This is a genomic window from Kosakonia cowanii JCM 10956 = DSM 18146 (assembly GCF_001975225.1).
GTDB lineage: Bacteria > Pseudomonadota > Gammaproteobacteria > Enterobacterales > Enterobacteriaceae > Kosakonia > Kosakonia cowanii.
Genome location: NZ_CP019445.1, coordinates 3160190 through 3173181, shown reverse-complemented (window position 1 = coordinate 3173181; position 12992 = coordinate 3160190). Strand labels below are relative to the sequence as shown.

12 protein-coding genes are annotated in these 12992 nt (G+C 55.5%); 9 read left to right on the top strand and 3 right to left on the bottom strand.

The window, feature by feature from the left end:
- Nucleotides 1-95: 95 nt before the first annotated feature.
- Nucleotides 96-1091, top strand: coding sequence for a glyceraldehyde-3-phosphate dehydrogenase (gene gapA, locus BWI95_RS14970; protein WP_023481291.1), 996 nt, complete (start codon nt 96-98; stop codon nt 1089-1091).
- Nucleotides 1092-1165: 74 nt separating this feature from the next.
- Nucleotides 1166-2050 carry a D-hexose-6-phosphate mutarotase gene (locus BWI95_RS14965; RefSeq protein WP_054802895.1) on the top strand — a complete coding sequence of 295 codons (885 nt, stop codon included), beginning with the start codon at nt 1166-1168 and terminating at the stop codon, nt 2048-2050.
- A 44-nt stretch (nt 2051-2094) separates the two neighbouring features.
- On the opposite strand, the gene BWI95_RS14960 is transcribed toward BWI95_RS14965, so the two are convergent.
- Both BWI95_RS14960 and BWI95_RS14955 read right to left on the bottom strand, forming a co-directional pair.
- A complete protein-coding gene (locus tag BWI95_RS14960) occupies nt 2095-2949 on the bottom strand; it encodes an aldo/keto reductase (protein WP_076769733.1) in 855 nt (284 codons plus the stop codon).
- A gap of 91 nt (nt 2950-3040) precedes the next feature.
- Nucleotides 3041-3787 (bottom strand): MipA/OmpV family protein, encoded by a 747-nt coding sequence (locus tag BWI95_RS14955; protein ID WP_023481831.1) that lies wholly within the window; start codon nt 3785-3787, stop codon nt 3041-3043.
- Nucleotides 3788-4221: 434 nt separating this feature from the next.
- On the opposite strand from BWI95_RS14955, the gene yeaG reads away from it, so the two are divergent.
- The 5 genes from yeaG (at nt 4222) to BWI95_RS14925 (ending at nt 11076) form a co-directional block, all read left to right on the top strand.
- Complete coding sequence (gene yeaG, locus BWI95_RS14950; RefSeq protein WP_042714617.1) at nt 4222-6156, top strand: protein kinase YeaG; 1935 nt, start codon at nt 4222-4224, stop codon at nt 6154-6156.
- 68 nt (nt 6157-6224) lie between these two features.
- Nucleotides 6225-7502 (top strand): YeaH/YhbH family protein, encoded by a 1278-nt coding sequence (locus BWI95_RS14945; protein WP_023481649.1) that lies wholly within the window; start codon nt 6225-6227, stop codon nt 7500-7502.
- 210 nt (nt 7503-7712) lie between these two features.
- On the top strand, nt 7713-9257 hold the full coding sequence (locus BWI95_RS14940; RefSeq protein ID WP_076769732.1) for a methyl-accepting chemotaxis protein: 1545 nt from the start codon (nt 7713-7715) through the stop codon (nt 9255-9257).
- A gap of 246 nt (nt 9258-9503) precedes the next feature.
- Nucleotides 9504-9998 (top strand): MarR family winged helix-turn-helix transcriptional regulator, encoded by a 495-nt coding sequence (locus BWI95_RS14935; RefSeq protein ID WP_054802896.1) that lies wholly within the window; start codon nt 9504-9506, stop codon nt 9996-9998.
- A 340-nt stretch (nt 9999-10338) separates the two neighbouring features.
- Entirely contained in the window at nt 10339-11076 is a 738-nt protein-coding gene (locus BWI95_RS14925; protein ID WP_076769731.1) for an ankyrin repeat domain-containing protein, read from the top strand.
- Between the two features lie 53 nt (nt 11077-11129).
- Here BWI95_RS14925 and BWI95_RS14920 read toward each other — a convergent pair whose 3' ends face one another.
- Nucleotides 11130-11456 carry a four-helix bundle copper-binding protein gene (locus BWI95_RS14920; RefSeq protein WP_054802898.1) on the bottom strand — a complete coding sequence of 109 codons (327 nt, stop codon included), beginning with the start codon at nt 11454-11456 and terminating at the stop codon, nt 11130-11132.
- A 227-nt stretch (nt 11457-11683) separates the two neighbouring features.
- Between BWI95_RS14920 and BWI95_RS14915 the strand changes: the two genes are divergently transcribed.
- Both BWI95_RS14915 and BWI95_RS14910 read left to right on the top strand, forming a co-directional pair.
- Nucleotides 11684-12358, top strand: a complete 675-nt coding sequence (locus BWI95_RS14915) for a class I SAM-dependent methyltransferase (RefSeq protein WP_054802899.1) — start codon at nt 11684-11686, stop codon at nt 12356-12358.
- 124 nt (nt 12359-12482) lie between these two features.
- A complete protein-coding gene (locus tag BWI95_RS14910) occupies nt 12483-12989 on the top strand; it encodes a YbaK/prolyl-tRNA synthetase associated domain-containing protein (protein WP_054802900.1) in 507 nt (168 codons plus the stop codon).
- The last annotated feature ends 3 nt before the right edge of the window (nt 12990-12992 follow it).

Here is a 12992-nt window from a genome sequence, read left to right as displayed (position 1 = left end):
TCGCAATGATTGACACGATTCCGCTTGACGCTGCGTAAGGTTTTTGTAATTTTACAGCCAACCTTTTATTCACTAACAAATAGCTGGTGGAATATATGACTATCAAAGTAGGTATCAACGGTTTTGGCCGTATCGGTCGCATTGTTTTCCGTGCTGCTCAAGAGCGTTCTGACATCGAAATCGTTGGTATCAACGATCTGTTAGATGCGGATTACATGGCGTACATGCTGAAGTACGACTCCACTCACGGTCGTTTCAACGGCACCGTTGAAGTGAAAGACGGCCACCTGGTTGTTAACGGCAAAACCATCCGTGTTACTGCTGAGAAAGACCCGGCTAACCTGAAGTGGAACGAAATCGGCGTTGACGTTGTTGCTGAAGCTACCGGTATCTTCCTGACCGACGAAACTGCTCGTAAGCACATCACTGCCGGCGCGAAAAAAGTTGTTCTGACCGGTCCGTCCAAAGACAACACCCCGATGTTCGTGCGTGGCGCTAACTTCGAGAAATATGCAGGCCAGGACATCGTTTCCAACGCTTCCTGCACCACTAACTGCCTGGCTCCGCTGGCGAAAGTTATCAACGACAACTTCGGCATCATCGAAGGTCTGATGACCACCGTTCACGCGACCACCGCAACTCAGAAAACCGTTGATGGCCCGTCTCACAAAGACTGGCGCGGCGGCCGCGGCGCAGCTCAGAACATCATCCCGTCCTCTACCGGCGCTGCTAAAGCAGTAGGTAAAGTTCTGCCGGAACTGAACGGCAAACTGACCGGTATGGCGTTCCGCGTTCCGACTCCGAACGTATCCGTTGTTGACCTGACCGTTCGTCTGGAAAAAGCAGCGTCCTACGAAGAGATCAAGAAAGCCATCAAAGCCGCTTCTGAAGGCGAAATGAAAGGCGTTCTGGGTTACACCGAAGACGACGTTGTTTCTACCGATTTCAACGGCGAAGTTTGCACTTCTGTGTTCGATGCTAAAGCTGGTATCGCACTGAACGACAACTTCGTGAAACTGGTCTCCTGGTACGACAACGAAACCGGCTACTCTAACAAAGTTCTGGATCTGATCGCTCACATCTCCAAATAAGTTGAGATGGTAAGCTTTCTGAAAGGGCGACTTCGGTCGCTCTTTTTTTGTTTTGAAGACAGAGGATTGCGTTAATGATTACTAAAATTTTTGCACTTCCGGTAGTCGAACAAATCACGCCGACGCTCTCGCGCCGCACGCTGGATGACCTCGACCTGCTGGTTGTCGATCATCCGCAGGTGAAGGCCGCGTTTGCTTACCAGGGCGCGCATCTGCTGTGCTGGAAACCACAGGGTGAAGAAGAGGTACTGTGGCTGAGCGGCAATACGCCATTTAAAGAGGGTGTGGCGATCCGTGGCGGCGTGCCGATCTGCTGGCCGTGGTTTGGCCCGGCGAAAGAGCAGGGTCTGCCGGCGCACGGTTTTGCCCGTAACCTGCCGTGGGCGCTGCAGGCGCATAACGAAGATGAGAGCAGCGTGGTGCTGACCTTCGAACTGCAGAGCAGCGACGCGTCGCGCCAGCACTGGCCGCACGACTTCACCCTCTTCGCCCGCTTCAAGCTGGCGGCAACCTGCGAAATGGAGCTGGAAGCGCACGGTGAATTCGAAACCACCTCTGCGCTGCACACCTACTTTAACGTTGGCGATATCGCAGATGTCAAAGTAAGCGGCCTCGGCGATCGCTTTATCGATAAAGTGAACGACGCCAAAGAGGATGTGCTGACCGACGGCGTGCAGACCTTCCCGGATCGCGTCGACCGCGTCTACCTCAACGCCGAAGGTTGCAGCCTTATCCACGACGCGAAGCTGAATCGCGCGATCGAAGTGACTCATCATCACAACGCTAACGTCGTTGCCTGGAACCCGGGCCCGGCGCTCTCCGTCAGCATGGCCGACATGCCGGATGATGGCTATAAAACCTTTGTCTGCGTCGAGTCGGTCAATGCGACCGTGGCGCAGAAAGCGAGCGAAGAGAAACCCTCCCGCCTCGCGCAGACCATCCGCGTCGTTAAACGCTGATCGCCCTGCCTCCCCTCTCCCGCCGGGAGAGGGAATTACCTGCCTTACACTACATCAAGCGGGGTTTTCCCCTTCGGCGCCGGAAACGCCGCGTCGAGCTGTCGCATTTCGTCATCACTGAGCACGATCGCGAGCGCGGCGGCATTCTCTTCCACATGCTTAATACTCGATGCTTTCGGAATCGCCATCACGCCCTGATGATGAATAACCCACGCCAGTAAGATTTGCGCCGCGCTGGCGTGATGCGCTTCGGCAATCTGTTGCACTACGCGGTTTTCCATCAGCCCGTCGCGCAGCCGCCCGGCCTGGGCCAGCGGGCAGTAGGCCATCACCGGCATCACCTGCTGCTGACACCACGGCAGCAGATCGTACTCAATACCGCGTGAAGCCAGGTGATAGAGCACCTGGTTGGTGGCGCAGGCGTCACCGCCACTCACCTGCATCAGCTCCTGCATATCGCCGTAATCCAGGTTAGAGACGCCCCAGCGGCGGATTTTCCCCTGCCGGATGAGCGTCTCCATCACCTCAACCGTTTCCGCCAGCGAATAGTTCCCGCGCCAGTGCAGCAGATAGAGATCGAGCGCGTCGGTTTTCAGCCGTCGCAGGCTCGCTTCGCAGGCGGCAATCGCCTTCTCACCACCCGCGTTCCACGGGTAGACTTTGGAGACCAGAAACACCTTGTCGCGCAGGCCACCCTGTAATGCTTCGCCGACCACCTCTTCTGCCGCGCCATCGGCGTACATCTCTGCGGTGTCGATAAGCGTCAGGCCAAGATCGATGCCCGCGCGTAGTGCAGAAACCTCCTGCTGTCGGGAACGGGCGTTTTCACCCATATACCACGTGCCCTGCCCGATGGCGGGCAGTAGCGTGCCGCCGAGACGTACCGTTTTTTCTGCCATCTTCTCCTCCTGGGTTGAACGCACCACCATAAAACAAAACAGGGCCATAGGCCCTGTTGGAATGCACAACATGCACTGTAGACGTGCACAATCAGAAGCGGTAGGTCACACCCGTTGAGAGCAGACCAGACCAGGATTTATCCACCATCGGGCTGTCTTTGATCTCATCAGAGAGGTGCGAGTAGCGGCCGGTGCCGTAAACGCTCCAGTTGTCCGCGAAACGGTAGCTGACGGTCAGCTCAAGATACGGATCCCAGCTGCTGTCCGGGTCGTAGCTCGACAGCCCGCTGCGGCGCGATTCTGAACGCGATACGCCGTAGTAGTATTCGTTCTGATTATCGCTGCTCCACTCGACGCCGATACCCGGCGTCACGGTCAGACCGCCGTTGGTGTAGTTGTAAAGCCAGGCCAGATCCCACACCACGCCGTTGCTGTTATCCAGCACGTCACCGGCAAGGGTGGTGCGCAGGAAACCATACTGCGTGTTATGGATATAGCTTAAACCTGCCATTGCCGTTGATTTGCGGCGATCCAGCTGGCGCAGCTGGATGTTGTCGCTATCTTTCGGCTTGAACTGCCAGGGTGAATAGAAGGCCATCACCGACAGCTTGTCGGCTTCGTCATTCCATAAGTAGTAGCCGCCGCCGATGCCGCGGAACCAGAAGTCATCGCTCTCATAGGTTACAACCGGAAGCGGCGTGACGCGCGTGTCGTACTCCTTATAAGGAGACTCCATCACGCCCACACCCGCGCCGAGAGAAAAATTGCTTTCTGCATTGGCCGCGCAGGCAGAGATCGCCGTCACTACGCCCAGTGCCAGGAGTTTGAATTTGGTCACAGTCCTTTCTTTCCTGTTCGTCAAATAATTGGCGGATGAAGTGTAGTCGCCCCGCGCACCCCGCCCAACTCTTTTTGTCTGAAGATTACAAAAAATTAACTTTCTACTCTGAAGCCGGGTTATGACGCTCCCATTACAGCGTTATGAAACAACGATGAAAGCGCTGGCTGCGGCTTATGACAAAAACAGGATTTTTAGGATGAGTTATTGATATGCCATTGAAATTGGTTTTGGGGCGCATGCAAGATTTGCAAAGCCTTCTACGCTTAAATTAAGAAGATGATTTACCTGATCCGCGCTCAGTTGTTGGCATGCAACCTGGCACAAGGGTTGCTCGGTGACTAAATGCGTCGTTCAGCTAACGCTTCCGGGAGCCTCCATTACTCATACGAACGGTTCTTAACCTGTGCTAAAAAACGAAAGGACGGCATGCCATGAATATATTCGATCACTATCGCCAGCGCTATGAAGCTGCCAAGGACGAAGAGTTCACACTGCAGGAGTTTCTTGCCATCTGTAAGCAAGATCGCAGTGCCTATGCTAACGCGGCAGAACGGCTATTGATGGCCATTGGTGAGCCCGTGATGGTTGACACCGCTCAGGAGCCACGGCTTTCCCGTCTCTTTTCGAACCGGGTTATCGGACGCTACCCGGCGTTTGAAGAGTTCTATGGTATGGAAGAAGCTATCGAGCAGATTGTCTCTTACCTCAAGCACGCCGCGCAGGGGCTTGAAGAGAAGAAACAGATCCTCTATCTGCTCGGCCCGGTCGGCGGCGGTAAATCTTCGCTGGCTGAACGGCTGAAATCCTTAATGCAGCGCGTGCCGATCTATGTGCTGAGCGCCAACGGCGAGCGCAGCCCGGTCAACGACCATCCGCTCTGCCTGTTTAACCCGCAGGAAGATGCGCAGATCCTCGAAAAAGAGTACAGCGTGCCGCGCCGCTATCTCGGCACCATTATGTCGCCGTGGGCGGCAAAACGGCTGCATGAGTTTGGCGGCGATATCAGTAAATTCCGCGTAGTGAAAGTATGGCCGTCGATTCTGGAGCAGATTGCCATCGCCAAAACCGAACCGGGCGATGAGAACAACCAGGATATCTCCGCGCTGGTGGGTAAAGTCGATATCCGCAAACTGGAAAACCACGCGCAAAACGACCCGGACGCCTACGGTTACTCCGGCGCGCTCTGCCGCGCCAACCAGGGGGTGATGGAGTTCGTCGAGATGTTTAAAGCGCCGATCAAGGTGCTGCACCCGCTGCTGACCGCCACTCAGGAGGGGAACTACAACGGCACCGAGGGGATCTCCGCCCTGCCGTTTAACGGCATCATTCTTGCCCACTCCAACGAATCGGAATGGGTGCAGTTCCGTAACAACAAAAACAACGAGGCGTTCCTCGACCGTGTTTACATCGTCAAGGTGCCGTACTGCCTGCGCATCTCGGAAGAGATGAAGATTTACGAAAAACTGCTTAACCACTCTGAGCTTTCCCACGCGCCATGCGCACCGGGGACGCTGGAAACGCTGGCGCGCTTCTCTATCCTGTCGCGCCTGAAAGAGCCGGAAAACTCCAGCATCTACTCCAAAATGCGCGTTTACGACGGCGAGAGTTTGAAAGATACCGACCCGAAAGCGAAATCCTACCAGGAGTACCGTGATTACGCCGGTGTTGACGAAGGGATGAACGGCCTTTCAACGCGTTTCGCCTTTAAGATCCTCTCGCGGGTGTTCAACTTCGACCATGTGGAAGTGGCGGCCAACCCGGTACACCTCTTCTATGTGCTGGAGCAGCAGATTGAGCGCGAGCAGTTCCCGCAGGAGCAGGCCGAGCGCTATCTCGAGTTCCTCAAAGGCTACCTGATCCCGAAATACGCTGAATTTATCGGCAAAGAGATCCAGACCGCCTACCTCGAATCTTACTCGGAGTATGGGCAGAACATTTTCGACCGTTATGTCACCTACGCCGATTTCTGGATTCAGGATCAGGAGTACCGCGATCCCGATACCGGACAGCTGTTTGACCGTGAGTCTCTCAATGCAGAGCTGGAGAAGATTGAGAAACCGGCCGGGATCAGCAACCCGAAAGATTTCCGTAACGAGATCGTCAACTTCGTGCTGCGCGCCCGCGCCAATAATAGCGGTCGTAACCCGAACTGGACCAGTTATGAAAAACTGCGCACGGTTATTGAGAAGAAAATGTTCTCCAATACCGAGGAGCTGCTGCCGGTCATCTCCTTTAACGCCAAAACCTCGACCGACGAGCAGAAAAAACATGATGACTTTGTCGACCGCATGATGGAGAAAGGCTATACCCGCAAGCAGGTACGCCTGCTGTGCGAATGGTATCTGCGGGTTCGTAAATCCTCATAACAGCACCACCCCGGCCGCGCCCCGTGCGCGGTCTGTTGCAAAGTTGGCATACGCAGCGGGAGGGAACTATGACCTGGTTCATTGACCGGCGTCTGAACGGCAAAAACAAGAGCGCGGTGAACCGCCAGCGCTTCTTGCGCCGTTACAAAGCGCAAATAAAGCAGTCCATTTCCGGGGCGATCAATAAACGATCGGTCACGGATGTCGAGAGCGGCGAGTCTGTCTCAATCCCGACGGAAGATATTAGCGAACCGATGTTCCACCAGGGACGCGGCGGCTTACGCCATCGTGTTCATCCGGGGAACGACCATTTTGTGCCCAACGATCGCATCGAGCGTCCGCAGGGCGGCGGTGGCGGAGGAGGCAGCGGCCAGGGCGACGCCAGCCAGGATGGTGAAGGCCAGGATGAGTTTGTTTTCCAGATCTCGAAAGATGAGTACCTCGATCTGCTGTTTGAAGATCTCGCCCTGCCAAACCTGCAGAAAAACCAGCAGCGGCAGATGAACGAGTACAAAACGCACCGCGCCGGGTATACCGCCAACGGTGTACCGGCAAATATCAGCGTCGTGCGATCGCTCCAGAACTCCCTCGCCCGCCGCACGGCGATGACGGCCGGCAAGCGTCGCGAATTGCGCGAGCTTGAGAGCAATCTCGAAACCGTCGCCAAAAGCGAGCCGGCGCAATTGCTGGAGGAGGAGCGTCTGCGCAAAGAGATTGCCGAACTGCGGGCAAAAATCGAGCGCGTGCCCTTTATCGACACCTTCGACTTACGCTACAAGAACTACGAAAAACGCCCGGAACCCTCCAGCCAGGCGGTGATGTTCTGCCTGATGGACGTTTCAGGCTCAATGGATCAGGCCACCAAAGATATGGCCAAACGCTTCTATATTCTGCTCTATCTCTTCCTGAGCCGGACCTATAAAAACGTTGAAGTGGTCTATATCCGCCATCACACGCAGGCGAAAGAGGTGGATGAACATGAGTTCTTCTACTCGCAGGAGACGGGCGGCACTATTGTCTCCAGCGCCCTCAAACTGATGGATGAGGTGGTAAAAGCGCGCTACGACCCTGGGCAGTGGAATATCTACGCCGCACAGGCTTCCGATGGCGATAACTGGGCGGATGACTCACCCCTGTGTCACGAAATTTTGGCGAAGAAAATCCTGCCGGTGGTGCGTTACTACAGCTACATCGAGATCACCCGTCGGGCGCACCAGACGCTGTGGCGCGAGTATGAACATCTGCAAACGATGTTTGATAACTTCGCTATCCAGCATATTCGCGACCAGGATGATATCTACCCGGTATTCCGCGAGCTGTTCCATAAGCAAAACGCCTCAAATTAACATCTAAATCAGCCAGTTACATGTAAATAACTGGCTGTTTTCATGCCTGCTTACGCAGTAACTTAGCTTACTTAACCGCCCTCAATATCTACAAAACCCACAACTAACTAACGCACGACACAATTGAACACAATTTGATTGATTTCCACTCTAATGGTTTCTCACCCCTTGCCGATAGTGCTCAACACCATAAATATGATGAGAAAACCAATGAAAATTTCTACCCGTCTGAGCGTGGGTTTTGGCCTGCTTATTCTGTTATTTATCATTTGTGCAGCGACCGCGTTGCAGGGCCTTTGGCAAGCACGCGACAGTATGAACGACACCGTTAACTCCAAAATGAAGCGCTATGACCTGGTACTGGATATGCGGGGCAGCGCGCGCGATATGGCTATCGCTGTGCGTAACCTCGCCCTGCTAACGGACCCGGCTCAGATGCAGCCGGAGTGGAAGCGGCTGAACGATCAGCGCGAACTCTTTATCCATAACCGTGAACTGCTGGAGCAGAGCATGGCGTCAAATGTTTCCGACGAAGGCAAAGCGGCGCTCAAGCGCATTGTTGCGGCAGAGCCTGCTGCCCTGTCGACGCTGATGGAGGCGGGAAAACTGGGGCTCTCAAATCGTCAGGAGGAGACCACCACCTACCTGATGAACACCGCCCGCCCGGCGCAAAAAGCGCTGCTCGACGCCCTTAATGCACTGACGGATGTGCAGATGAAGTTAAGCCGCGATACGCTCGCGGAGAACGGTGAAAACATCTCCCGCACGGCGCTGATCCTGATGGGGCTGGCAGTGATGTCGATCTTGCTGGCGGTGGCAACCTGTATGATTACGGTGCGCGTGCTGATGCGCCAGCTCGGCGGCGAACCCTTCCAGGCGCAGACCCTTGCGGCGGCGATTGCCGGGGGCGATCTCAGCTCGCCGGTAGCACTGCGTCGCAACGATAGCAGCAGCCTGCTGGCTTCTCTGGCTGGTATGCAGTCCAATCTGCGCAGTCTGGTCTCTGATATCCGCGATGCTTCTGTTTCGGTGGCCTCGGCGGCCGATGAGATCTCGCAGGGCAACACTGAACTCTCATCCCGGACTGAGCAGCAGGCCGCGGCTCTACAGGAGACGGCTGCCAGTATGGAGCAGTTGACCGCCACGGTAAAAAGCAATGCCGACGGCGCGCGCCAGACCGCTAATACCGCCCGCACTACCGCCACCCTTGCACGCACCGGCGGCGAAGATCTTGGTCGCATGTCGCAGACCATGAACGCCATCTCCCAGAGCGCGGTAAAAGTGCGCGAGATCACTGGCGTCATCGAAGGCATCGCCTTCCAGACCAACATTCTGGCACTGAACGCCGCGGTCGAAGCGGCCCGCGCCGGTGACCAGGGACGCGGGTTTGCCGTGGTGGCAGGCGAAGTGAGAACTCTGGCGCAGCGCAGTGCCAGTGCGGCACTGGATATCAAAACGCTGATCGAACAGGCGGTGGCCCAGGTGGAAGATGGCGTCGCTGAAGCCGCGGACACTGGTGACAACATCCTGAAGGTAGTCGGCATGGTCGGCGATCTGGCGGACGCCATGGATGATATCTCCCTCTCCTCTTCGGAGCAGATGCAGGGTATCAGCCAGGTCAGCCTGGCGGTTAGCCAGATGGACGGGGTGACGCAGAACAACGCCGCGTTGGTGGAGGAGTCATCCAGCGCGTCGCAGTCGCTCTCTGCTCAGGCGCACGCGCTGCGCGGCATGGTCGACACCTTCCACCTGTAACCTGTCACAGCGCGCCGCCTGAAAAGCGCGTAATGGCGGCGCGGTTATGCCTGTGATTCATACACCAGCCTTAATTAGGTTGACGTCAACATAATTAGACTCAATACTTCGCTCTGACAACCGACGCGCAGGCCGTTTTTCCTCTTCCCCTGCGCCTCTTTAATCCGACGTGAACGTGCCGGCCTCCCTGAATCGGTTGCCGCTATTCAGAGAGAATTCCATCTTTCCAACAGGCCCATATTGCTTATGTGTATCGACGCAAATAACGACAGCGATGAGAATAATGACCTGCCGGCTCCGGGCAATGCGCCAGTGACCGTGGATCAGTTTCTCTGCTTCGCGCTCTACTCCGCCTCGCTGGCGATGACCCGGCTTTACCAGTCACGGCTGAAACCGCTCGGGCTGACCTACCCGCAGTACCTGGTGCTGCTGGCGCTGTGGGAAAAAGATAACGTGACGGTGTCGGAAGTGGGTGCCCGTGTCCAGCTGGACTCCGGCACGCTGAGCCAGCTGCTGAAAAGGCTGGAGGCCTCCGGTCTGGTCGCCAGAAACCGCGATACGCAAGGTGACGAGCGGCGGGTGCTGATCACCCTGACCGAACAGGGGCAGCAGTTAAAGATCGACGCCGCCGGCGTCCCTGCCGATATGATCTCGGTAATGGACACGCCGTTTGCAGAGTTATCTGAGCTTGCTACACGTGTTAGCGCGCTGCGTGAAAAACTTTTAAAAGCTCTGCCCTGACACATTTTTTGTGCCTCAGGCGAGGCGACCAGTGGCTACGCGCCAGAAGATCTCCGGCGCGCAGATAAGCCACCAACTGGATTAGCATCCTGAGGAACAGAGCGTGACATTTTCCCACTCAGACGACAACGACGCCGTCCATGCCGCGATAGGCAACGCCGCACAAGCCTTGCTTAGCGCGGGGCGCACCCTGTGCAGAGGGAATCTTATGGCACACCTTATTAAGTGTGAACAGGAGTCGGTAGGTGCCGCAAAGGCGGTTTATGCACAGGCCATCGCGCTGCTACAGCCCAAAAAGCACTCGTAGAGGACCTGAACCCTGCTCGCAGAGGGAAACGACATGAAAAAGTTTATCTCCACGCTCCTGCTTACTCTGCTGTGTACGCTGCTGCCCGGCTGTAAGAGCCTGAAAAAAATCGAGCCCGAAAAGCACTTTTCGGGCGCTCAGTTAGTGCTGGCAAAGGCGATTCAGGCCGGCGATCGCTACACCATCCTGCGTCTGGCAAAAAAGACGGACCTCAGCACACCGGGAAATGAAGACCTGACGATCCTCTTTTTTGCCCTTAATGAGTCTTTTTATAATGGCAACCCGCCTGAGCGATTACAGATCGTCACGGATTTGGTGCGCCTGGGTGCAGACCCGTTGCAGCCGCAGCCGGATAAATCCTGGAGCCCGGCCGAAATGGTGGCGATGGGCGATAAGGATATCTGGCTGAAAGCGATGCTTGACGGCGGCCTCGATGCAAACGCTCGGGATAAGCGTTACGCTGAGCCGCTTATCTTTTCGACCATCAGGGCGAAAAACAACGCCACGCTGGCGCTACTGCTGGCACGCGGTGCGGATATAAACAGCCGTGACTCGCTGGGCAACACACTGCTGGCCGAGGCCTTTTTTGGGGCCGAGTTCGACAAAATCGCTCTTCTGCTGGATAAGGGGGCTAACCCGGATCTGCGCAATCACCTGGGGGACTCTTTCAGGCAGATGGTCAGTGAACGTCTGGCGGAGATTAAAAAAGAGGGCGAGTTCTACCACAATCTATTCAAGGTGAACGAGAGGCTTAAAAGCCACGGGACGTAGGGCGTGGCGCGTTGCTGACGCCACTCTCCCGTTCTATTTGCCTGCAAGGCGTCTTAAGCGGTCATCTGCATACAGACCTCGGCACAGCGGCGACACTCTGCGGCGCACTGCTGGCAGTGATCGTGCTGGTGCTTCGAGCACTCTTCGGCACAGGCGCGGCAGGCATCCGCACAAATGCGGCACACCTGCTTCGCTTGCTCGCTCTCAAGGCTTAACAACTGCGCAGTAACGCGGCAGAGCGCCGCACACTCCATATCCGTTTTTATGCACGCTCTCATCATCTCAAGATGCGGCTCCTGCAGACAGGAGACCGCACAGCGATCGCAGGCTTCGGCACATTGATAGCAGGCATCAATGCATGACTGATATTCATTAGCCATAGTCACACTCCCGATGTGGACAAGTGAATCTCTAAGTCTAGTTAAGCCACCTGAGATCGCCATTTAGTCGGGAATTGTGGTGCTAATAGCTGAGCGAATTGGCGGTAAAAGCGAGAATTAGCGCCTAAAACCATGGTTATTTAGCCTCTAACTACTGGAAGTTTATGGCAAAGTAACCTCATTAAATTTTGCCAGCCATCTCAGTTAGATGGCGCAGGACTACGTGCATGATCGAACTCAAAGACTTAAAAGTGTTTCTGCAAGATCCGGAAATGACAAAGAAGATCGATAAGGTTTGGGACGATCTGGGTGAGCAATTTGTGCAGGCGCAGGCGATTCTTCCGCCAGAAAAAGCGATGCCGCGACGCGAGCTCTCTTTTCATACTCACGTAAAACTGCTGGGCTATCTCTGCTGGCTGGTGAATAACGCTAATGCCGCGGGTGACATTATTGAGATTGGCGTCTGGAAAGGTAAATCCAGCGCGTTTATGAATGTGATGTGTGAGCGTAAGCGCCGCATTATCAGCATCGATCCCATGGAGTTGCAGAATCAGCATCTGGAGCTGGGCTTCTACCATGAACGTATCTTCCCGGAAATCACACTGGTACGCGGCTATTCAGAGCGCAGCATCGAACGGGTACTGGCGCTGGAGCCGAAAACGATTTTGCTGCATATCGACGGCGGTCACCTGAAAGAGCACGTTCTCGCTGACTTCCTGCTTTATGCTCCGACGGTAGTGAGCGGTGGATTTATTGTGTTCGATGATTATCGCGATCATCAATACTCACCGGAGGTAGGACCGGCGGTCGACCTGCTGCGCGCGGGTGGTTTCTTTAGCGGCTACGATGTCATCGGCAGCGTTCCGGGTTTCGAAAACAGCTATCTCTTGCAAAAGCATTAACCGTACACACAAAGAATTGTTTGTAGTGCTTGTATTTCTTGGCCGCCCCCCGGGGCGGCATTTTTATTTTCAGCCCCCGCAATGTGAGGTAATGTAAGCTTCTTTACATTTTCCGGGAGTGACCATGTCTGAGATTGCCAGCCGCGATATCCACGCGCACCTACTCCAACTTCTTACTGAGCAACAGGCACGCTTTCGCGTGGTTGAGCATGATGCCGTCGGCAAATGTGAAGCGGTAAGTGAAATTCGCGGTACCGCCCTCGGCCAGGGTGCTAAAGCGCTGCTGTGTAAAATTAAAGGCAACGGCGTGAAAAAGCATGTGCTGGCGATCCTTGGTGCCGACCTGCAGGCCGATCTCAGCCGCTTAGCGCAACACTTTGGCGGCCTGAAAGCGTCGCTGGCCAGCCCGGCCGAGGTCGATGCCCTCACCGCCTGCGTTTTTGGTGCCATTCCCCCCTTCTCTTTTCACCCTGACCTTGAACTGGTTGCCGACCCGGTGCTTTTTCAGCGCTTCGATGAGATCGCCTTTAACGCCGGGCTGCTGGAAAAATCAGTGATCATGAATACGCACGACTATTTGCGCATTGCCCAGCCAGCGCTGGTCGATTTTCGCCGTGAAAGCGCAGAGTAAGGA